The sequence below is a fragment of the Streptomyces ziwulingensis genome, assembly GCF_039542605.1.
In the GTDB taxonomy this organism is placed as follows: Bacteria; Actinomycetota; Actinomycetes; order Streptomycetales; family Streptomycetaceae; genus Streptomyces; species Streptomyces ziwulingensis.
This window is the reverse complement of sequence record NZ_BAABIG010000080.1, coordinates 79,943-101,000: the sequence shown is the minus strand read 5'-3', so window position 1 is coordinate 101,000 and position 21,058 is coordinate 79,943. Positions and strand designations below refer to the sequence as shown.

Below are 21,058 nucleotides of genomic sequence, written 5' to 3'. Positions count from 1 at the left end.
GGCGCCCGGGTAATAAGCCAGTGACGAGACGCCTCGTACCGTGCGACCATTTTCCGGTCGGCGCGGCGCGGGCACGGGAATCCTCCGGAGGGCTCACGCGTTGTGACTGATGACGCGGGAACCGCGTCGCGCGGTATCCGTTTCCCGGACAGTAAAGGATCCAATGACCTCCTCCTCTTCTTCCCAGGACACCAAACGCCTCGCGCAGAGCCACCCCGAGGGTCTTCGGGCCGATGCCCTGATGGAAGAGGACGTCGCCCGGAACCACCCCGCGGACGGAGGGTGGGACGGCGACCAGTTCGACCGCTCCGAGCGCGCGGCCCTGCGCCGCGTCGTGGGTCTCTCCACCGAACTGGAGGACGTCACCGAGGTCGAGTACCGCCAGCTCCGCCTGGAGCGGGTCGTCCTCGTCGGCGTCTGGACCACGGGAACGGCCCGGGACACGGAGAACTCCCTCGCCGAGCTGGCGGCCCTCGCGGAGACCGCGGGCGCCCTCGTGCTCGACGGCGTGGTCCAGCGCCGTGACAAGCCGGACGCCGCCACGTACATCGGCTCCGGCAAGGCCGAGGAGCTGCGCGACATCGTCGCCGAGACCGGCGCGGACACCGTCATCTGCGACGGTGAGCTGAGCCCCGGCCAGCTCATCCAGCTCGAAGACGTCGTCAAGGTCAAGGTCATCGACCGGACCGCCCTGATCCTGGACATCTTCGCCCAGCACGCCAAGTCCCGGGAGGGCAAGGCGCAGGTCGCGCTCGCGCAGATGCAGTACATGCTGCCGAGGCTGCGCGGCTGGGGCCAGTCGCTGTCCCGGCAGATGGGTGGTGGCCGCGGCGGCCTGGCGACCCGCGGTCCCGGTGAGACCAAGATCGAGACGGACCGGCGCCGCATCCGCGAGAAGATGGCGAAGATGCGCCGGGAGATCGCGGAGATGAAGACCGGCCGCGAGATCAAGCGCCAGGAGCGCCGGCGCAACAAGGTGCCTTCGGTCGCCATCGCCGGTTACACCAACGCCGGCAAGTCCTCCCTGCTCAACCGCCTCACCGGCGCGGGCGTACTGGTCGAGAACTCGCTGTTCGCGACCCTCGACCCGACCGTGCGCCGGGCCGAGACACCGAGCGGGCGGCTGTACACCCTGGCCGACACCGTCGGTTTCGTCCGGCACCTGCCGCACCACCTGGTCGAGGCGTTCCGCTCCACCATGGAGGAGGTCGGCGACTCCGACCTGATCCTGCACGTGGTGGACGGCTCGCACCCGGTCCCGGAGGAGCAGCTCGCCGCCGTACGCGAGGTGATCAGGGACGTCGGCGCCATCGACGTACCCGAGCTGGTCGTGATCAACAAGGCCGACCTGGCCGATCCGGAGGTCCTCCAGCGGCTGCTGCGGGTCGAGAAGCACTCGATCGCCGTCTCCGCCCGCACGGGCCTCGGCATCGACGAACTTCTCGCCCTGATCGACCACGAGCTGCCCCGCCCGTCGGTCGAGATCGAGGCGCTCGTCCCGTACACGCACGGCAAGCTGGTCGCGCGCGCCCACGACGAGGGCGAGGTGCTCTCCGAGGAGCACACCCCCGAGGGCACCCTGCTCAAGGTGCGGGTCCACGAGGAACTCGCGGCGGAACTCACGCCGTACGTCCCCGCCCCGCTCGGCTGACCGCGGTGAACGCCCGAGGGCCCGTCTCCGGCCGGAGACGGGCCCTCGGGCCGCAGATGCCGGTCCAGCCGGTCCTGCCCGCCTTGCCGCTCGGCGTCACTGACCGGCGAACTTCTCACTGACCGAGTCGTAGACATCCTTGGCCACCTCGCCCAGCCGGGGACCGGCCAGCCAGCCCGCCGAGACCGGGCCGATCGAGGTGTTGGACACCAGCGCCGGTTCACCGTCCGGACCCGCCGCGATCCAGCCGCCGCCGGACGAACCACCGGTCATGGTGCAGCCGATGCGGTACATCGTCGGGTCGGCCTTGTCGAGCGACAGCCGGCCCGGCTCGTCCTCGCACCGGTACAGCTTCTGACCGTCGTACGGTGCGCCGGCCGGGTAGCCGATCGCCTCGATCCCCTTCACCTTGGGCACCGCGGGCGCGTTGAAGTCCACCGGCAGCGCCGCGCCGACCGTCTCCTCCAGCGACTTGCCGCCGGTGCCCTCCTCCGGCGTCACATGGATGACGGCGAAGTCGTACGAGGCGCCGTCGCCGCCCGTCGCGCCGCCCTGCGCGATCCACTGGTCCGAGGTCTGCGCCCCGTCTCCCCACCAGACACCGTAGGGAGCGATCTGCTCCCTCGTGGCGGTCTCCAGCGCCGTGTTCGACATCCCCGCGTCGTTGTACGACGGCACGAACGCGATGTTGCGGTACCAGCCGCCGTCCTTGCCCGCGTGCACACAGTGGCCGGCCGTCCACACCAGGTTGGACTTGCCGGGGTTGGCCGGGTCCTCGACCACGGTCGCGGAGCAGACCATCGAGCCCTCGGGGGAGTCGAAGAGCAGCTTGCCCGCCGTGGCCGCGCTGTCGTGGTACTTGGGTGCCAGGGCCGCCGCCTCGACCGGCCGGGGCTCCGGGTCGGTGACGCCCTGGTCACCGGAGAGGTCGTTCTCGGTGACCTCCTGGTCCGGCTCCTCGGCCTCCCGCATACGGTCGGGGTCCCACAAATCCTCGATGATCGGGTTGACGAAGTCCTGCGCCTCGCGCAGCCAGTCGTCCTTGTCCCAGTCCTTCCAGGCGCCGTCCCGCCACTTGTCGACGTCGATCCCGTGTTCCCTGAGCTTGTCCTTGAGGTGGTCCGGGATCTTGATGCCGCCGGTGCCGTCGGCCGCCGCGGAGGCCGAGGCGTTGGCGTCGTCACCCGCCTCGGCACCCCCCGAGTCGCAGGCGGTGGCGGTGAGGACCAGCGCCGACACCAGCGCGATCGCGGCCGGTACGGCGGAGGTCCGACGCCGCCCGCCCCCTCGTCCGCGAGTGGTGAACGACGGCCGTATGGATCGCATGGTGTGCACTCCCCCTGCTGTGAACGTGCGTGGTGCCGGTGCCACGACCTCACCCGTACGGTGCCGGGTTCGGCCGGCCTGAGGCGGTCCTGGAACGGCATCACACACTATGCGCTCGCTGTGGGGGACTTCCCACGGAACGGCAACGGTTACGTCACGGCAAGGATCTTGAGGAAGCCCGTAACCCGTCGAACGGCCGGAGGTTGGTAGCGGTGGCGTTCAAGGACAGGGAGCCGTGGCCGGCTCCGCGTACGGGGAGCCGACGGCCGAGAGGACGTGGCCCCGCGCGGCGTGGCCGCCCGTCACCCCTCGCCCCTCGACGTGCCGCACCCGCATCACATCCCCTCATCAAGGACCGACCGTGCGCGACCTCCCCCCACCTGCACTTCCCCTTCATGAACTCTCCCCCTGTGAACTCCCCCCGCATGGAGATGCCGTCCCCTCGCCGCCACCGGGTCTCACCGAGACGCGCGCGGCGCGCGAGACGCGTCCCGAGGAAGCCGGGACCGTGCCGCGGCAGCAGCGAACGGACGCGTACGCCGGGCAGGTCGCCCGGACCCGCCGCGGCCGGCCCGCGCCCGGGGCCGCCGACGCGGCCGCGCAGGCCGCCGCCGCGGAGAACCTGCTGCGCTGCTGGGCCCGCGAGACCGATGCCCCCGCCCCGGCCGACGGTCTCCTCCGCATCCCCCTGCCCGCCAGCGGGACGGCCCTGGTCGTTCCGGTACGTCACTGGTCGCCGACCGGATGGCACCGTTTCGGCGCGCCGAGGCTGGCGGACGCGCCCGAACCGGCCCCGCCGGCGGACGCGGTGACCGTCGCTGCGCTCCTCGCCCGGGAGTCGCCCGCCGGCCCGGACCACGCGGGCACCGACCTCGTCGCCCGGGTCGCCGACTCCGTCCGGCGCACCGGGGCCTTCATCCGCGACCGCCGGGACAGGCCCGCAGGCCCACACGATCTCTTCCTCACCGCCGAACAGTCCCTCGTCCTGGGCCACCCCTTGCACCCGGCCCCGAAGAGCCGCGAGGGGCTCTCCGAGACCGAGGGACGCCTGTACTCGCCCGAGTCGCGCGGCTCCTTCGCCCTGCACTGGATGGCTGTCTCCCCGTCGGTGCTCGCGACCGACTCCGCCTGGACCGAGCGCGGGCGACCCGTCCCGGCTCACCGGCTCACCGGACGGCTCGGCCCGGCGAGCGACTCGCTGCCGGACGGTTACGCCCTGCTCCCGCTGCACCCGTGGCAGGCTCGCGAGCTGCGTCACCGGCCGGCGACCGAGGCCCTGTTGGACGCCGGCCTGCTGCGCGACCTCGGCACCCGCGGCAGCCCCTGGTACCCCACCTCCTCTCTCCGCACCGTCCACCGCACAGCCGCCCCGGCCATGCTCAAACTCTCCCTGGGCCTGCACATCACCAACAGCCGTCGCGAGAACCTCCGCAAGGAACTCCACCGCGGTGTCGAGGTCCACCGACTCCTGCGCGGTGGCCTCGCCGGGCAGTGGCGGGCCGCCCACCCCGGGTTCGACATCGTCCGCGACCCCGCCTGGCTGGCCGTCGACGGGCCGGACGGAGAGCCCCTGCGGGGACTCGACGTCCTCATCCGGCACAACCCCTTCCTCCCCTCGGACGACGTCTCCTGCGTCGCCGCGCTGGTGGCGCCCCGGCCTCGCGTGCCGGGGGCGGACGCCGCACCCGCCGGCCCCCGGTCCCACCCGCCGGGGGAGGGCAGCGCGGGCGACGGCGCCTGGCTCGCCGCCCCCTCGCGGTCGCGCCTGGCCGAGACCGTCACGCGCCTTGCCGAGCGGACCGGACGGCCGTGCGAGGCCGTCGCCGTGGAGTGGTTCCTCCGCTACCTCGAACAGGTCGTGCGACCCGTGCTCTGGCTGGACGGCGAAGCGGGGATCGCCCTGGAGGCACACCAGCAGAACACCCTCGTCCTCCTGGATTCCGACGGCTGGCCGGCAGGCGGCCGCTACCGCGACAACCAGGGTTACTACTTCCGCGAATCCCGGCGGGACGAGCTGGCCGCCCGGCTGCCCGGCATCGGCGTCCTCAGCGACACGTTCGTCTCCGACGAGATCGCCGACGAGCGGTTCGCCTACTACCTCGCCGTCAACAACGTGTTCGGTCTCGTCGGCGCTTTCGGTTCCCAGCGCCTCGCCGACGAGCACCTCCTGCTCGGCGCCCTCCGCCGCTTTCTCGGCGCGGCGGCCGGCGGACCGCGTCGGCTGTGCGGCGGGCTGCCGGCCAGGCTGCTCGACTCACCCACCCTGCGCTGCAAAGCCAACCTGCTGACCCGGCTGCACGGCCTCGACGAACTCGTCGGACCCGTCGACACCCAGTCCGTCTACGTCACCATCACCAACCCCCTCCACCGCTGATCCGCCCGGCCCGAGGACGCCCGACGACGCCCGACGACGCCCGACGACGCCCGACGACGCCCGACGACGCCCGAGGACGCCCGAGGACCTGCCGGTGCCGGCTCCGATTCACCCCGGACACCCTGGACACCCAGCCCATCGAGCCGATCCGGCCCATCGAGCCGATCCGGCCGATCCGGCCCACCCGCCCATCTCGACCTCCGGAGCGGAGCGAATACGTGCCTTCCACTTCCACGGGCATCCATGTGGTCCATGGCGGAACCGCCCCGGAGGCGCCGCACCCCGGGCGGCCGGCGGCGCGAACCGGTGACGATCCGCTGGACGGCGTCGCAAGCTGGGGCCCCACCGTCACGCCCGTAGGTGTGTTCCGCCTCGTTCCCGTTCGGGTGGAACAGGATCTGCCGCTGCTCAGCCGCTGGATGAACGACGCAGCGGTCGCCAGGTGGTGGGCACTGACCGGACCGCGGAGCGTGACCGAGGAACATGTCCGCGCCCAGCTCGACGGCGACGGGAGCAGCGTCCCGTGCCTGGGGGTGCTGGACGGCGTCCCGATGAGCTACTGGGAGGTCTACCGGGCCGATCTCGACCCACTGGCGCTGCACTGTCCGGTCCTGCCGCACGACACCGGTCTCCATCTCCTCATCGGCGCGGCCGGCGACCGCGGCCGCGGGCTCGGTGGCACCTTGCTCCGGGCCGTGGCCGACCTGGTCCTGGACCGCAGACCCGGATGCGCCCGCGTCCTCGCGGAGCCCGACCTCCGCAACACCCCGTCGGTCGCCGCCTTCCTCGACGCCGGCTTCCGGTACTCGGTCGAGATCGCCCTGCCGGACAAGCCCGCCGCCCTCATGATCCGTGACCGCTCCCTCCGCGCCCTGCTGTAGAGCAGCACCGCCGCGACACCATCACTCCCACTCCCGGTACGCCGCCCGCGCCGCTCGCACGGCCCTCACCACCCCCCTCACCACCTCCCGCACCACCTCTCGCACTCCCTCCCGCGCTCCCTCCCGACCGAGTCCGAAGCCCCGGTCCCGGCTCCGAGTGTCAGTCCCGGGCCGTAGGGTGGTCGGGCTATGACGAAGCCCTCACTCCCCGAACTCCTGCATGCTGCCGTCACCGCCGTCGGCGGCACGGAGCGTCCCGGCCAGGTGGCCATGGCCGAAGCCGTCACGGAGGCGATCGACGACGGTTCCCACCTGTTGGTCCAGGCCGGCACCGGCACCGGCAAGTCGCTGGGTTACCTGGTGCCCGCGCTGGCCCACGGGGAGCGAGTGGTCGTCGCGACCGCGACGCTCGCCCTGCAGCGCCAGCTCGTGGAGCGCGACCTGCCGCGCACGGTGGACGCGCTGCACCCGCTGCTGCGCCGCCGCCCGGAGTTCGCGATGCTCAAGGGCAGATCGAACTACCTGTGTCTGCACCGACTCCACGAGGGCGTCCCGCAGGACGAGGAGGAGGGCCTCTTCGACCAGTTCGAGGCCGCCGCCCCCACCAGCAGACTGGGGCAGGACCTCCTGCGGATGAAGGACTGGGCGGACGAGACGGAGACCGGCGACCGCGACGACCTCACGCCCGGTGTCTCGGACCGGGCCTGGGCGCAGATCTCGGTGTCGTCCCGGGAGTGCCTGGGCGCCTCGAAGTGCGCGTACGGCGCCGAGTGCTTCGCCGAGATGGCCCGTGAGCGGGCCAAGCTCGCCGAGGTCGTGGTCACCAATCACGCGCTGCTCGCCATCGACGCCATCGAAGGCGCTCCGGTTCTCCCGCAGCACGAGGTGCTGATCGTCGACGAGGCGCACGAGCTGGTCTCCCGGGTCACCGGCGTCGCCACCGGCGAACTCACCCCCGGCCAGGTCAACCGCTCGGTACGCCGGGCCGCGAAGCTCGCCAACGAGAAGGCCGCCGATCAGTTGCAGACGGCCGCGGAGGGCTTCGAGCGGATCATGGAGCTGGCCCTGCCCGGCCGTCTGGAGGAGATTCCGGAGGACCTCGGCTACGCGCTGGCGGCCCTGCGCGACGCCTGCCGGACGGTGATCTCGGCCATCGGCGCGACCCGCGACAAGTCCGTATCGGACGAGGACGCGGTCCGTAAGCAGGCGCTCGCCTCCGTGGAGAACGTCCACGACGTGGCGGAGCGCCTGGTGAACGGCTCCGAGTGGGATGTCGTCTGGTACGAGCGGCACGACCGCTTCGGCGCCTCCCTGCGTGTCGCACCCATGTCGGTGTCCGGGCTGCTGAGGGAGAAGCTGTTCACCGACCGCTCGGTCGTCCTCACCTCGGCGACCCTGAAGCTCGGCGGCGACTTCAACGGAGTCGGTGCCTCCCTGGGGCTGTCCCCGGAAGGCACGGAGGGCGACGACGTCCCCCGGTGGAAGGGCATCGACGTCGGCTCGCCGTTCGACTACGGCAGGCAGGGCATCCTCTACGTCGCCAAGCACCTGGCGCGCCCCGCCCGGGACGGCGACCGCTCCGACATGCTCAACGAACTCACGGAGCTGATCCAGGCCGCCGGGGGCCGGACCCTGGGCCTCTTCTCGTCCATGCGGGCGGCCCAGCTCGCGGCCGAGGACCTGCGCTCCCGCATCCCCGAGTACCCGATCCTCCTCCAGGGCGAGGAGACGCTCGGTGAGCTGATCAAGAATTTCGCCGCCGACCCGAAGACCTGTCTGTTCGGCACCCTCTCCCTCTGGCAGGGGGTCGACGTCCCCGGGACCGGCTGCCAGCTCGTCGTCATGGACAAGATCCCGTTCCCGCGCCCCGACGACCCGCTGATGAGCGCCCGCCAGAAGGCGGTGGAGGAGGCCGGCGGCAACGGCTTCATGGCGGTCGCCGCCACGCATGCCGCACTGCTGATGGCCCAGGGCGCCGGCCGGCTCATCAGGGCGTCCGGCGACCGCGGGGTGGTCGCGGTACTCGACCCGCGACTGGCCACGGCCCGCTACGGCAGCTATCTGAAGGCGTCACTGCCCGACTTCTGGTACACCACCGACCGCAATCAGGTGCGGAAGTCGCTGGCCGCCATCGACGAGGTGGCGAAACAGACGGAGGCGGAGTGAGCGCGGGGTGGCCTGTCGCGGCGCCGTGACAGGCCACCCCAGGCGCGCGCAGGCCACCCCGCGCGGGCGGGCCGCCCCATGCGCGGGCAGGCCGCCCGTGGCCCGCAGGGCCGGCCGGCGGGACCCGCACAGCACAGGGCCCCGGAACCGGCGCAGGGGTCCCGGGGCCCGGTCAGGGCGGCGGGGGCCTTCTCAGGTTCCGCCCGCCGATGTGCTCAGATGCGGCGAAGGACGGCCACCACCTTGCCGAGGATGGTCGCGTCGTCGCCGGGGATCGGCTCGTAGGCCGAGTTGTGCGGGAGGAGCCAGACGTGCCCGTCCTCGCGCTTGAAGCGCTTGACGGTGGCCTCGCCGTCGAGCATCGCGGCCACGATGTCGCCGTTCTCCGCGACGGGCTGGCGGCGGACCGTGACCCAGTCGCCGTCGCAGATGGCGGCTTCGATCATCGAGTCGCCCACGACCTTCAGGACGAACAGCTCACCGTCGCCGACAAGCTGCCGGGGCAGCGGGAAGACGTCCTCGACGGACTCCTCGGCGAGGATCGGGCCACCGGCGGCGATACGCCCCACCAGCGGGACGTACGAGGCGGCCGGCTTGCCCGCCGTGTCGGTGGGCTGCACGGAGGCGGCCTGGTCGGAGCCGCGCACCTCGTACGCGCGCGGGCGGTGCGGGTCCCGGCGCAGGAAGCCCTTGCGTTCCAGGGCCATCAGTTGGTGCGCGACGGAGGACGTGCTGGAGAGGCCGACGGCTTGGCCGATCTCCCGCATCGACGGCGGGTAGCCGCGACGCTGCACTGAATCCCGGATGACCTCGATCACCCGGCGTTGGCGGTCGGTCAGTCCGGAGCTGTCCGCCCGGATACCTGGAGGTCGGCCCGGCAGCGAGCGCTTATGTCCCTCAGGGTTCGTGGCTTCGTTCATCGCATGCACCGGCTCGAGTCGGCCCTGGGGGCGCTCCTGGGCAGTGATGGCGGCACTGTCTGCGGTGGTGGTCACGTCGGCCCCTCTCGATGGTCTCCCTGCTGGACAACGGTAGTTGCTTTCGAAAGGTTGCGCCAAACACACGTTCGAGTGAAAAAGCGCAGTTTGTCTGACGTGATCATGTGTCTGGGTGTATGGCCTAGGGGGGAGGTCGACGGACAAAAGGGCCCATTGTTGTACCCTTCGTCGCCGGGTGACCGTCTGTGGTGCGTCGCCAGTCTGCCACCCGGCCTCCCGCTCCGCCGGGGGAGGTCCTCATCTCTGCGGGAGCCCCACGTCCCCTTCGCGCGGTGACCACCGTATCTCCGCACGAGGCGGGAGGGGGTGGCTCCGCGTGACCACGGGCCGTGTCGCTTCGCGAAGGCACACGGGCGCCGGGCGCCGCGCGGGTGCGTACCGCCTGCCGTGCGGCGGTCCGGTCCGGCTTCCGCGCGTGGGTGTGCCCGGGGGAAACCGGGCCTGTGTGGCGGCGCGCGCGGGGCCTGCCCGTCTTCGCCGGGGCGAAGGGGCCTCGGGGGTGTGCGCACTCGCGGTCGCGACACGCGTGACGGCTCGGATGTGTCAGCCGATCCCCATATCTAGTGGTTGGATTGGATCAGTGGCCCACAAGTTGTGGTCCCCCGGGTCTGCGGGCCCGTGGCGATCGCCTATGCTGGGGGCTGCTTCGAGGGGCCTGTGAGGTCCTTCGAGGTCACTGAGTCTGCTGTGAGGAGGGTTCGGAGTACATGCACTGCCCCTTCTGCAGGCACCCCGACAGCCGGGTCGTCGACAGCCGGACGACCGACGACGGTACGTCGATCCGCAGGCGCCGCCAGTGTCCCGACTGCTCCCGCCGGTTCACGACCGTGGAGACTTGCTCACTCATGGTGATCAAGCGGTCCGGAGTCACCGAACCGTTCAGCCGAACCAAGATCATCAATGGGGTGCGCAAGGCGTGCCAGGGACGGCCGGTCACCGAGGACGCGCTCGCCCAGCTCGGGCAGCGGGTCGAGGAGGCGGTCCGGGCCACCGGGAGCGCCGAGCTGACCACCCACGACGTGGGGCTGGCCATACTCGGTCCGCTGCAGGAACTGGACCTCGTCGCCTATCTGCGGTTCGCCTCGGTCTACCGGGCGTTCAACTCGCTCGAGGACTTCGAGTCCGCGATCGCGGAACTGAGGGAACAGACGGAGCGGCCCGGCGGGAACGGCGACGACGCCGACGCCGACTCGGGGAGCCAAGAGGACGGCCGCGGGGCCGACGGGACGGCGCAGGTCCCCGAACCCGCAGGCGCCGCCGACTGACCGGCGGCCGGTCCCGGGGCAGCGAGCGGGTCCGGTCGGCGGGCGGCGAAGAAGACCTGTTGCGGGCGGCGCGTGAAATGCCCGCAACACCAGACAGAACACCGTGCCACGGGAACATCGTGGCACTTCAGGGCGTTTTCGCCCGTACCAGGGAGGCGGCATGACAGAGACGGCGAGCGGTCCGGCACGGAGTTCCCGCGCCAAGGGCACGAAGGCGAACAAGGGGCTCCAGGTCGAACGCATCCACACCACCCCGGGGGTGCACCCCTACGACGAGGTGGCCTGGGAGCGTCGTGACGTCGTCATGACCAACTGGCGCGACGGCTCGATCAACTTCGAGCAGCGCGGCGTGGAGTTCCCCGACTTCTGGTCGGTGAACGCGGTCAACATCGTCACCAGCAAGTACTTCCGGGGTGCCGTCGGCACTCCGCAGCGCGAGACCGGTCTCAGGCAACTGATCGACCGCATCGTGAAGACGTACCGGAAGGCCGGCGAGGACCACAGGTACTTCGCCTCGCCCGCCGACGCGGAGATCTTCGAGCACGAGCTGGCCTACGCGCTCCTGCACCAGATCTTCAGCTTCAACAGCCCCGTCTGGTTCAACGTGGGCACCCCCCAGCCGCAGCAGGTCTCGGCCTGCTTCATCCTGTCGGTCGACGACTCCATGGAGTCCATCCTCGACTGGTACAAGGAAGAGGGGATGATCTTCAAGGGCGGCTCCGGTGCCGGCCTGAACCTCTCCCGCATCCGCTCCTCCAAGGAGCTGCTCTCCTCCGGCGGCAACGCCTCCGGCCCCGTCTCCTTCATGCGCGGCGCCGACGCCTCCGCCGGAACCATCAAGTCCGGCGGCGCCACCCGGCGCGCGGCCAAGATGGTCATCCTCGACGTCGACCACCCCGACATCGAGAACTTCATCCAGACCAAGGTCTCGGAGGAGGAGAAGATCCGCGCCCTGCGCGACGCGGGCTTCGACATGGACCTGGGCGGCGACGACATCACGTCCGTCCAGTACCAGAACGCCAACAACTCGGTCCGCGTGAACGACGAGTTCATGAAGGCGGTCGAGCAGGGCGGCAAGTTCGGCCTGCGCGCCCGGATGACCGGCGAGGTCATCGAGGAGGTCGAGGCCAAGAGCCTCTTCCGCAAGATGGCCGAGGCCGCCTGGGCCTGCGCCGACCCCGGCATCCAGTACGACGACACCATCAACGCCTGGCACACCTGCCCGGAGTCCGGCCGGATCAACGGCTCGAACCCGTGCAGCGAGTACATGCACCTGGACAACACCTCGTGCAACCTCGCCTCGCTGAACCTGATGAAGTTCCTCAAGGACGACGGCAAGGGCACCCAGTCCTTCGACGCCGAGCGCTTCGCCAAGGTCGTCGAGCTGGTCATCACCGCGATGGACATCTCCATCTGCTTCGCCGACTTCCCCACCCAGAAGATCGGCGAGAACACCCGCGCCTTCCGCCAGCTCGGCATCGGCTACGCCAACCTCGGCGCCCTGCTGATGGCGACCGGCCACGCCTACGACTCCGACGGCGGCCGCGCCCTCGCCGGTGCCATCACCTCCCTGATGACCGGCACCTCCTACCGGCGTTCGGCGGAGCTGGCCTCGGTGGTCGGCGCGTACGACGGCTACGCCCGCAACGAGCAGCCGCACCTGCGCGTCATGAAGCAGCACGCCGACGCCAACGCGGTGGCCGTCCGCGTGGACGACCTGGACACCCCGATCTGGGCCGCCGCCACGGAGGCCTGGCAGGACGTACTGCGCCTCGGTGAGAAGAACGGTTTCCGTAACTCCCAGGCGTCGGTGATCGCCCCGACCGGCACCATCGGTCTGGCGATGTCCTGCGACACCACCGGCCTGGAGCCCGACCTCGCCCTGGTCAAGTTCAAGAAGCTGGTCGGCGGCGGCTCGATGCAGATCGTCAACGGCACCGTCCCGCAGGCCCTGCGGCGCCTGGGCTACCAGGAGGAGCAGATCGAGGCGATCGTCGCCCACATCGCCGAGAACGGCAATGTGATCGACGCCCCCGGCCTGAAGCCCGAGCACTACGAGGTCTTCGACTGCGCCATGGGCGAGCGTTCCATCTCCGCGATGGGACACGTCCGCATGATGGCCGCGATCCAGCCGTGGATCTCCGGCGCCCTCTCCAAGACGGTCAACCTGCCGGAGACGGCGACCGTCGAGGACGTCGAGGAGGTCTACTTCGAGGCGTGGAAGATGGGCGTCAAGGCGCTCGCCATCTACCGCGACAACTGCAAGGTCGGCCAGCCCCTCTCCGCGAAGACCAAGGAGAAGCCGGCGGCGGACGCGGTCACCGAGAAGACCGAGGCGACCATCCGCGAGACGGTCGAGAAGGTCGTCGAGTACCGCCCGGTCCGCAAGCGCCTCCCGAAGGGACGTCCCGGCATCACCACGTCCTTCACCGTCGGTGGCGCCGAGGGCTACATGACGGCCAACTCCTACCCGGACGACGGCCTCGGCGAGGTCTTCCTGAAGATGTCCAAGCAGGGCTCGACCCTCGCGGGCATGATGGACGCCTTCTCCATCGCGGTCTCCGTCGGCCTCCAGTACGGCGTGCCGCTGGAGACGTACGTCTCGAAGTTCACCAACATGCGCTTCGAGCCGGCCGGTATGACGGACGACCCGGACGTGCGGATGGCGCAGTCGATCGTCGACTACATCTTCCGCCGCCTGGCGCTGGACTTCCTGCCCTTCGAGACGCGCTCCGCGCTCGGCATCCACTCCGCCGACGAGCGTCAGCGTCACCTGGAGACGGGGTCGTACGAGCCGTCCGAGGAAGAGGTCGACGTCGAGGGCCTGGCCCAGTCGGCGCCGATGGTCCAGGAGCTGAAGGCGGTCGCCACGCCGCAGGTGGAGACCGAGGCGGTCAAGCCCGCTCCGCGGCAGGCGCACACCAGCGCCGAGCTGGTGGAGATGCAGCTCGGCATCCAGGCCGACGCTCCGCTCTGCTTCTCCTGCGGCACGAAGATGCAGCGGGCCGGTTCCTGCTACATCTGCGAGGGCTGCGGTTCGACCAGCGGTTGCAGCTAACCGGTGGGCCCCGCGCGTGACGCGTAGGGGCACCTGAGTAAGGGGCGTCGACCATGGTCGGCGCCCCTTACTCATGCGTACGTGTGCCGTATCCGCATCTCGCCTGCCCTCAGGGCCTGCGCACCGACCCCATGGAGCTGGTGAAGGCCGCGGGGTCGCCCTCGTGGCCGTGGATTCCGGGACGGAACTCCCAGGCTCCCGTCTCGTCCCGGACGAACTCCGCCACCGTCGCGGCCGTGGCACCCAGAACGCCGCCGAAGTCGTCCGAGGCGAGGTCGGTGTACCCCTCACGGATACGGAGGCCCGGATTGGCCACACCGACGAAGGTCTGCCGCCCCGCGCGCTGCTGTATGACGACACCGACGATCACGCGCGCGTACCGGCTGTCGAGCCGTTCCAGCTCCAGCGTCATGACCTCGTCGAAGCCGAAGCCCTTGCCGTCCTGGCTGTCCCGGTTGAGATAGATGGTGCCGTCGGGGGAGCGGCTGTCGAAGTGCACCACATAGGAGGGATCGCCGTACGGATCGCCGGCCACGTAGGTCGCCGCGACCACATCCAGATCGGTGGGTGGTTCACCCGCCGGATTCGGGTCCCACCTCAGGGCGACCTCGACCTTGCGGATCCCCTTGTTGAGGCCGTTCACTCGCTTCCCCTTCCCGGTTGCCCGTCCTGCCCGTCCACCCCAACTGCCGAGGGACGGCGGCCGATTGTCCATCCTGCCATGCGCGCGGCCGGGTATGCGGTGGACCGGTCCGCCGGAGAGTGACCGGGGCCACGTTCCATGGCCGTACCATGGCGCGGTGCTGGTCAAGTGGATTCGCTGCACCGTGGTGGACCGTCGCGGGTTCGAGCGGGGGCAGCGGAAGTGGGCGGGGCTTCTGGGAGAGCCGGGATTTCGCGGACAGGGCGGGGGCTGGAGCCGGGGGCGCCCGGACGTGGCGCACGTCTTCACGTTCTGGGAGAGCCGTGCCTTCTACGACTCCTTCATGGCGCGCTCCCACGACCGGCTCGCCGCTACCCAGTCCGGCACCTTCAAGGACGCCCGGGCCAGGCTCTTCGACCACCGCTTCGACGTGAAGACCGGCTTCGAACCCCGGTTCACGGACGCCGATCTGCTGCGCGTGGCGCTCTGCCGGGTCCGCGAGGAGCGGGCGGAGCACTTTGCCCTCATGCAGGAGAAGGTGTGGAACCCCGCCATGGCCGGGTCGCCGGGCATGATCCGCGGTCTGTTCGGAGAGGCACCCGGGAGCGAGTTCATGGTGCTGTCGATGTGGCGGGCCGCCGCCGAGCACGGCAAGTACCGCACCGAGCGGGTGGAACGCCTCGCGCTGCGTGCCCAGACGGAAGCCGACGTCGCCGCGCTCACGGGGGCCATAGTGGAGATGGAACCGGCCTGGACCGTGTGATCTACGCCGTATGGAGCCCGCCCGAGTGTTCGACGCCGCCCGACCCGATCTAGGGTCTTGGCATGGTACGACCACGGCGCATCGTCCTTGTCCGGCACGGCGAGTCGACGGGCAACCTCGACGACTCCGTGTACGAGCGGGAGCCCGACCACGCGCTGGCCCTGACCGCGCCGGGGTGGCAGCAGGCCGAGGAGGCGGGGAAGCGGCTGCGTGAACTGTTCGGCCGTGAGCAGGTCAGTGTGTACGTCTCCCCCTACCGCCGGACCCACGAGACCCTCCGCGGCTTCCACCTCGACCCCGAGCTGATCAGGGTGCGTGAGGAGCCCCGGCTGCGCGAGCAGGACTGGGGCAACTGGCAGGACCGCGAGGACGTGCGCCTGCAGAAGGCGTACCGGGACGCCTACGGGCACTTCTTCTACCGCTTCGCCCAGGGGGAGTCCGGCGCCGACGTGTACGACCGGGTCGGGAATTTCCTGGAGAGCCTGTTCCGCAGCTTCGAGGCCCCCGACCATCCGCCGAACGTCCTGCTGGTCACGCACGGCCTGGCCATGCGCCTGTTCTGCATGCGGTGGTTCCACTGGACGGTCGCGGAGTTCGAGTCGCTGTCCAACCCGGGGAACGGCGAGATACGCATGCTCGTTCTCGATGCGGACGACAAGTACCGGCTTGACCGCCCGTTCGACCGCTGGCGTGATCCGGAACCGTACGGAATCACCGGATAGAGAGTGGCAGTGCGATGACCGCTCACTCCTCCCCCGACGGGCGCCTGAGCCGCGCCCTGGCCTGTCTGCGCGGACTGTCGGTGGGTGACGCGCTGGGCTCGCAGTTCTTCCTGCCCGGGAACCACCCGCTGCTGAAGCGGGGCGAGGTGCCGGCCGGGCCCTGGCGGTGGACCGACGACACCGAGATGGCGTGCTCCGTCGTCGCCGTTCTCGCCGTCCACCAGCGCGTCGACCAGGACGCGCTGGCCGCCTCCTTCGCCGCGCACCACGACTCCGACCGGGGGTACGGCCGCGCGGTCGACCGGCTGCTGCGGCTGATCCGGGAAGGCGGTGACTGGCGTGCGGCGGCCGCCGCCCTTTTCGACGGCCGGGGGTCCTGGGGCAACGGCGCCGCGATGCGCATCGCCCCGCTGGGTGCCTGGTACGCGGACGATCCCGAGCAGGCCACGCACCAGGCGGAGATCTCCGCCTACCCCACCCACCAGCACCGCGAGGCCGTGGTGGGCGCCATGGCCGTCGCCGCTGCCGCCGCGCTGGCCGCCGCCCCGGACGGACCGCCCGCCGCCGACGCCCTCCTGGACGGGGTGATCTCGCTGGTACCGAAGAAGAGCGCGGTCGGCGCGGGGCTGCGGCGCGCCCGGGACATGCTCGACTACGACGACGCCGCCACGGTGGCGGCGGTGCTGGGCTGCGGCCGGCGTACGACCGCTCACGACACCGTCCCTTTCGCGCTCTGGTCGGCCGCTCGGGCGCTCGGGGACTATGAGCGGGGTTTCTGGACCACCGCCCGGGTCGGCGGAGACATGGACACCATCTGTGCCATCGCGGGCGGAGTGATCGCCTCCGGGCCGGCGGGGGTCCCGCCGGCCGTGTGGGTGGAGCGGACGGAGGCGCTGCCGGAGTGGGCGGCGCCGCCGGTCGGCCTGCCCGGCTGACCGCGTGGGCGATCGCGCACGGAGGTGAGTCGGGGTGGCTCAGAACCGGCGAAGGAAAACTCTCTGTGCGTACATCGCGCGGATTGGGAACTCTGCGTAACTGTCTCGTCGTTGTCCCGGCAACTGCTGTGCGAGGTGTGAGGTCTCGGACGGCTGGACCGCCGGACGGCATGAGGGGGTGGCATGGAGAGTCTGTCGAGCACACCGCTGAGCAGTCCGCTGGGCGCTTTGCCTCGTGTCCTTGCAAGGGTGACCTGGGTGACCTGGGTGACCCGGTCAGCTCGGGTGGCCCGGATGCCGGCGGGCCGGCCGGGAAGAAGCCGACAGGCTCTCATGGGGCCTGTCGGCCCGTCCCGGCCGACCCGCGGTGCCGTCCGGTCAGCCGATTCCCGGTCCGGCCGATCCGGAGAGGGCCTCCAGGTCGCTCTTGCGCACCCGGACCAGCAGCCACGCCGTGACCAGGGCGAGGACGGCCATCGCGGCGGCCGGGACGAACGCCGCGGAGATGCCCTGTGCCAGCACCTCGTGCCCCCAGGGCGCGGGCAGTTGATGCGTCCTGGCGAACTCGGCCTGCTGCTCCGGAGAGCCGTTGGTGAGGAAGTCCGGCAGTTGCTTCTCCGCCTCGTCCTTGCTGGCCGTGCCGAACACCGTCGTCAGGATCGCCAGGCCCAGCGAGCCGCCGACCTGCTGCATCGCGTTGAGCAGGCCGGAGGCGGCGCCGGCCTCGTGCGGGGCGACGCCGGAGACCGCGGTGAGCGTGAGCGTGACGAAGTTCAGCCCCATGCCGAAACCGAAGACGAGCATGGGACCCAGCACCCCTCCGACGTAGGAGCTGTCGGAGGTGATGAGGGCCTGCCAGGCGAGGCCGATCGCCGCGAGCGCCGAGCCGACCAGCATGAACGGCTTGGGGCCGAACACGGGCAGAAAACGCTGCGACAGACCGGCGCCGAGCGCGATCACCACGGTGACCGGCAGGAACGCGAGGCCGGCGTCGATCGGACTGTAGCCCAGCACGTTCTGCACGAAGAGGACGATGTAGAAGAACATGCCGAACATCGCCGCGGCCAGGCTCAGCATGATCACGTAGCTGCCGGACCGGTTGCGGTCGGCGAACATCCGCAGCGGTGTGATCGGTTCCTTGGCCCGGGACTCGACGAGCGCGAAGGCGAGCAGCAGGACGACCGCCGCGACGAAGGACGCGATGGTCAGACTGTCCCGCCACCCCGAGTCAGCCGCCCTGATGAAGCCGTACACGAGGGAGGCCATGCCCGTCGTCGAGGTCACCGCGCCGGCGATGTCGAAGCGGCCGGAGTGCCGTTCGGACTCGCTGATGTACAGCGGGGTGAGCACAGCGATCAGCAGGCCGATCGGCACGTTGACGAAGAGCACCCAGCGCCAGTCGAGCCACTCGGTGAGCATGCCGCCCGCCAGCAGGCCGATGGCCCCGCCGCCCGCGGAGACGGCCGCGAAGACGCCGAAGGCACGGTTGCGCTCCGGCCCCTCGGGAAATGTCGTGGTGATGAGGGCGAGCGAGGTCGGCGAGGCGATGGCGCCGCCCATGCCCTGGAGGGCTCGCGCGGCCAGCAACTGCCACGGTTCCTGGGCGAAGCCGCCGAGCAGCGAGGCGAAGGTGAAGAGCAGGATGCCGGTGATGAAGACCCGGCGCCGGCCCAGGATGTCACCGGCTCGGCCGCCGAGGAGCAGCAGGCCGCCGAAGGTGAGCGTGTACGAGCTGACGACCCAGGTGAGGTCGGTGGTGCTGAACTCGAGCGCGTTCTGGATGTGCGGAAGAGCGATGTTCACAATCGTCGCGTCGAGTACCACCATGAGTTGGCAGGCCGCGATGACGGTGAGCGCGATGCCTGGGTGCCCGCCCCGACGGGCCGTCCCCGGCTTCTGGTCGCGAATCAACGGAGAGGTGGTCACAAGAGGTCCCCCACGAGTGCGTAGTGAACGCTCGCGTTCACTGTCTCGGCAACGGTAGTGAATCCACGACAGTGAACGCAACCGTTCTCTTTCTTCGGCGTAGCGTTTCCCGTCGCCATGTCCCCCGCGTCCCCGTGTCCCCGCGTCCGCCCGTCCCTGTCCGTGACCCGCCCCCGTCCCGATCCCTTGATCTCCGCTTCCCTCTCCCCCTGGAGGCATCCGAATGGCCACTTCGCGCCCTGGGGCCGCCGCCCCCGCTCAGGCGGCCTCGCGCCGACGCGGACCGGTGCTCGAACGAGCGATCCTCGACGCCGCGTTGGACCAGCTCGGCACGGTCGGCTGGAACGGCCTGACGATGGAGGGCGTGGCGGCCGGCGCCCAGACCGGCAAGGCGGCCGTCTACCGGCGCTGGTCGTCCAAGGAGGATCTCGTCGCGGACGCGCTGCGGTCCGGACTGCCGCGGTTTGACACGGTCCCCGATCTCGGGAGCGTCCGGGAGGATCTCCTCGCCCTGTGTCTGCGGGCCCGGGAGGCGATGTTCTCCCGATCCGGTTCCGCTTTGCGATCGGTCATTCACGAATGCGACAGCGCGCAGGTCGAGCGTTTCCACAGCGTGATTTTCGAAGGTGTCATCGAGCCGACCATAAGAATGCTGAAGGAGGTGGTGTGTCGCGGAATCGACCGCGCCGAAGTGCGCCCCGACGCGGCGAACAGTTACGTCTTCGATGCCGTCCCGGCGATGATGATGTACCGCTCAAAGGTATGCGGGTGCGAATGGGAGGGTGGTGACATCGAGGAGATGGTCGACCAGCTCATGGTCCCGCTGCTGCGCCCGGACGTCAGGGAAGCGGCGGCCGGAGCACCTGAGCGGGCCTGAGGGAACCGGGGTGTCGGCGACGGTTCGGGGCGGCGTACGCTGAGGGCGCCATGCCGTACGAACCACCTACCCACACCGTCGAGCGCTCCCTTCGCGCCACGACCGGGGCCAAGATCATTGCCGGTGTCGACGAGGTGGGCCGCGGTGCGTGGGCCGGCCCCGTCACCGTCTGCGCGGCGGTCACCGGACTGCGCCGGCCCCCCCTGGGACTCACCGACTCCAAGCTGCTGACCGTGAAGCGGCGCACCGAACTGGACGAGATACTGCGGACCTGGGTCACGTCGTACGCCCTGGGGCATGCCTCGCCGGAGGAGATCGACGAGCGGGGGATGACCGCCGCGCTGCGGCTCGCGGCGGTACGCGCCCTCGGCGCCCTGCCGGTCCGCCCCGACGCGGTCATCCTCGACGGCAAGCACGACTACCTCGGAACGCCCTGGCGCGTCCGGACCGTGATCAAGGGCGACCAGTCCTGCGTGGCGGTCGCGGCGGCCTCGGTGATCGCCAAGGTCCACCGCGACAAAATGATGGCCGAACTGGGTATCGACCATGCAGACTTCGCCTTCGCGGACAACGCCGGGTATCCGTCGCCCGTGCACAAGGCCGCACTGGCGGAGCGGGGCCCCACCCCGTACCACCGATTGTCGTGGGCGTATCTTGATGCGCTGCCCCAGTGGCGGCACCTCAAGAAGGCCCGCAGTTGGGCGGAGGAGAAGGTTCCGGAGATCGAGGGCCAGCTCGGCTTCGATTTCTGACACCTTCATCCGTACATATGTGCCACCCGCTGGTGCGAGTCGCACCGACGTTTGATAAACATCAGCTCATGCCTCTCCCTCCCGAGGAGCCTCAGATTCACGAGAGTGCCCAGGGTCCCCGCGCCACCCCGGCCAGTGGCCGTACCGCGCCGACCCCCCGTCCCGTACCCGGCCCCCGTCCCGCGGCTCCGCCGCGCCCGGGGCGTCCCGGCCCGCACCGTCCCGCAGCTCCGACGCAGCGCGCGCCGCACGACGCGGCCGCCAAGCCCGGACCGCCGGCCCCCGCGGCTCCTGCCGCCGCCTCGGCCACCCCGCAGATCCAGATGATCCCCGCCTCCGCCGAAGGCGCGCTCGACGCCGCCGAAGGAGCCGTGGACCTGCTTCTGGACGCGGGCCGTCCCCCCGGTGAGGTGCTGGTGCTCACCACCGGCGACCCGCACCCGTGGGCCAGTCACGAACTGTCCTTCGGTGAGACCGCCTACTGGGCGCAGCACGACGCCGGTGACGACGTCTTCTACGCGGACGCCGCCACCGCGGACCGTGCGGCCTCGCGGCCCGTGGTCGTGGTAGCGGTCAACGGCGGTCCCGAGACCGCCACCGCCGCCGCCCTGTCCCTGGCGCAAGCCCGGGCCGGTGCCCTGCTGATCGTCTGCGGCGACCCGCAGCGGGTCAACTCGCTGCTGGGCGCGGGCGTCTGAGTCCCCTGCGTCACACCCGGCCC

Annotated in this window: 16 protein-coding genes; 12 read left to right on the top strand and 4 right to left on the bottom strand. The window is 70.8% G+C overall.

The annotated features are described in order from the left end of the window. The first annotated feature begins 163 nt into the window (after nucleotides 1-163). Nucleotides 164-1,651, top strand: a complete 1,488-nt coding sequence (hflX, locus tag ABEB00_RS30890) for a GTPase HflX (protein ID WP_345623942.1) — start codon at nucleotides 164-166, stop codon at nucleotides 1,649-1,651. A 96-nt stretch (nucleotides 1,652-1,747) separates the two neighbouring features. On the opposite strand, the gene ABEB00_RS30885 is transcribed toward hflX, so the two are convergent. After that, nucleotides 1,748-2,977, bottom strand: coding sequence for a trypsin-like serine peptidase (locus ABEB00_RS30885; protein ID WP_345623941.1), 1,230 nt, complete (start codon nucleotides 2,975-2,977; stop codon nucleotides 1,748-1,750). 508 nt (nucleotides 2,978-3,485) lie between these two features. Here ABEB00_RS30885 and ABEB00_RS30880 point away from each other — a divergent pair. The 3 genes from ABEB00_RS30880 (at nucleotide 3,486) to ABEB00_RS30870 (ending at nucleotide 8,398) form a co-directional block, all read left to right on the top strand. Beyond that, nucleotides 3,486-5,351, top strand: coding sequence for an IucA/IucC family protein (locus ABEB00_RS30880; RefSeq protein WP_345623940.1), 1,866 nt, complete (start codon nucleotides 3,486-3,488; stop codon nucleotides 5,349-5,351). A 173-nt stretch (nucleotides 5,352-5,524) separates the two neighbouring features. Next, a complete protein-coding gene (locus ABEB00_RS30875) occupies nucleotides 5,525-6,232 on the top strand; it encodes a GNAT family N-acetyltransferase (protein WP_425586599.1) in 708 nt (235 codons plus the stop codon). Between the two features lie 189 nt (nucleotides 6,233-6,421). Then, on the top strand, nucleotides 6,422-8,398 hold the full coding sequence (locus tag ABEB00_RS30870; protein WP_345623939.1) for an ATP-dependent DNA helicase: 1,977 nt from the start codon (nucleotides 6,422-6,424) through the stop codon (nucleotides 8,396-8,398). A gap of 215 nt (nucleotides 8,399-8,613) precedes the next feature. Here the strand turns inward: ABEB00_RS30870 and lexA are convergent, their stop codons facing one another. Further along, nucleotides 8,614-9,393: a transcriptional repressor LexA gene (gene lexA, locus ABEB00_RS30865; RefSeq protein ID WP_345623937.1), complete on the bottom strand. Its 780-nt coding sequence runs from the start codon at nucleotides 9,391-9,393 to the stop codon at nucleotides 8,614-8,616. Nucleotides 9,394-10,103: 710 nt separating this feature from the next. Between lexA and nrdR the strand changes: the two genes are divergently transcribed. Both nrdR and ABEB00_RS30855 read left to right on the top strand, forming a co-directional pair. Further along, nucleotides 10,104-10,661, top strand: coding sequence for a transcriptional regulator NrdR (nrdR, locus tag ABEB00_RS30860; RefSeq protein WP_345623936.1), 558 nt, complete (start codon nucleotides 10,104-10,106; stop codon nucleotides 10,659-10,661). A gap of 160 nt (nucleotides 10,662-10,821) precedes the next feature. Beyond that, entirely contained in the window at nucleotides 10,822-13,719 is a 2,898-nt protein-coding gene (locus ABEB00_RS30855) for a vitamin B12-dependent ribonucleotide reductase (RefSeq protein WP_345623935.1), read from the top strand. Between the two features lie 109 nt (nucleotides 13,720-13,828). Here the strand turns inward: ABEB00_RS30855 and ABEB00_RS30850 are convergent, their stop codons facing one another. Beyond that, the gene (locus tag ABEB00_RS30850; protein WP_345623934.1) at nucleotides 13,829-14,362 is read right to left on the bottom strand and encodes a TerD family protein; all 534 of its coding nucleotides are present in this window, start codon (nucleotides 14,360-14,362) and stop codon (nucleotides 13,829-13,831) included. A 157-nt stretch (nucleotides 14,363-14,519) separates the two neighbouring features. Between ABEB00_RS30850 and ABEB00_RS30845 the strand changes: the two genes are divergently transcribed. The 3 genes from ABEB00_RS30845 to ABEB00_RS30835 all read left to right on the top strand — a co-directional run bounded on the left by ABEB00_RS30845 (nucleotide 14,520) and on the right by ABEB00_RS30835 (nucleotide 16,782). Then, nucleotides 14,520-15,125, top strand: coding sequence for a YdbC family protein (locus ABEB00_RS30845; protein ID WP_345623933.1), 606 nt, complete (start codon nucleotides 14,520-14,522; stop codon nucleotides 15,123-15,125). 62 nt (nucleotides 15,126-15,187) lie between these two features. Next, the gene (locus tag ABEB00_RS30840; RefSeq protein ID WP_345623932.1) at nucleotides 15,188-15,847 is read left to right on the top strand and encodes a histidine phosphatase family protein; all 660 of its coding nucleotides are present in this window, start codon (nucleotides 15,188-15,190) and stop codon (nucleotides 15,845-15,847) included. A 14-nt stretch (nucleotides 15,848-15,861) separates the two neighbouring features. Further along, on the top strand, nucleotides 15,862-16,782 hold the full coding sequence (locus tag ABEB00_RS30835; protein ID WP_345623930.1) for an ADP-ribosylglycohydrolase family protein: 921 nt from the start codon (nucleotides 15,862-15,864) through the stop codon (nucleotides 16,780-16,782). Between the two features lie 378 nt (nucleotides 16,783-17,160). Here the strand turns inward: ABEB00_RS30835 and ABEB00_RS30830 are convergent, their stop codons facing one another. Continuing rightward, nucleotides 17,161-18,708, bottom strand: a complete 1,548-nt coding sequence (locus ABEB00_RS30830; protein WP_345623928.1) for an MFS transporter — start codon at nucleotides 18,706-18,708, stop codon at nucleotides 17,161-17,163. A 223-nt stretch (nucleotides 18,709-18,931) separates the two neighbouring features. Here ABEB00_RS30830 and ABEB00_RS30825 point away from each other — a divergent pair, with 223 nt between their 5' ends. The 3 genes from ABEB00_RS30825 (at nucleotide 18,932) to ABEB00_RS30815 (ending at nucleotide 21,035) form a co-directional block, all read left to right on the top strand. Continuing rightward, nucleotides 18,932-19,585 (top strand): TetR/AcrR family transcriptional regulator, encoded by a 654-nt coding sequence (locus ABEB00_RS30825; protein ID WP_345623927.1) that lies wholly within the window; start codon nucleotides 18,932-18,934, stop codon nucleotides 19,583-19,585. A gap of 50 nt (nucleotides 19,586-19,635) precedes the next feature. Then, nucleotides 19,636-20,337 (top strand): ribonuclease HII, encoded by a 702-nt coding sequence (locus ABEB00_RS30820; protein WP_345623926.1) that lies wholly within the window; start codon nucleotides 19,636-19,638, stop codon nucleotides 20,335-20,337. Nucleotides 20,338-20,405: 68 nt separating this feature from the next. After that, nucleotides 20,406-21,035, top strand: a complete 630-nt coding sequence (locus ABEB00_RS30815; protein WP_345623925.1) for a hypothetical protein — start codon at nucleotides 20,406-20,408, stop codon at nucleotides 21,033-21,035. The last annotated feature ends 23 nt before the right edge of the window (nucleotides 21,036-21,058 follow it).

Coding starts and splice junctions, on each gene's coding strand:
- hflX (WP_345623942.1), top strand. CDS start 164: ATGACCTCCTCCTCTTCTTCCCAGGACACCAAACGCCTCGCGCAGAGC.
- ABEB00_RS30885 (WP_345623941.1), bottom strand. CDS start 2,977: ATGCGATCCATACGGCCGTCGTTCACCACTCGCGGACGAGGGGGCGGG.
- ABEB00_RS30870 (WP_345623939.1), top strand. CDS start 6,422: ATGACGAAGCCCTCACTCCCCGAACTCCTGCATGCTGCCGTCACCGCC.
- nrdR (WP_345623936.1), top strand. CDS start 10,104: ATGCACTGCCCCTTCTGCAGGCACCCCGACAGCCGGGTCGTCGACAGC.
- ABEB00_RS30855 (WP_345623935.1), top strand. CDS start 10,822: ATGACAGAGACGGCGAGCGGTCCGGCACGGAGTTCCCGCGCCAAGGGC.
- ABEB00_RS30840 (WP_345623932.1), top strand. CDS start 15,188: ATGGTACGACCACGGCGCATCGTCCTTGTCCGGCACGGCGAGTCGACG.
- ABEB00_RS30835 (WP_345623930.1), top strand. CDS start 15,862: ATGACCGCTCACTCCTCCCCCGACGGGCGCCTGAGCCGCGCCCTGGCC.
- ABEB00_RS30825 (WP_345623927.1), top strand. CDS start 18,932: ATGGCCACTTCGCGCCCTGGGGCCGCCGCCCCCGCTCAGGCGGCCTCG.
- ABEB00_RS30820 (WP_345623926.1), top strand. CDS start 19,636: ATGCCGTACGAACCACCTACCCACACCGTCGAGCGCTCCCTTCGCGCC.
- ABEB00_RS30815 (WP_345623925.1), top strand. CDS start 20,406: ATGCCTCTCCCTCCCGAGGAGCCTCAGATTCACGAGAGTGCCCAGGGT.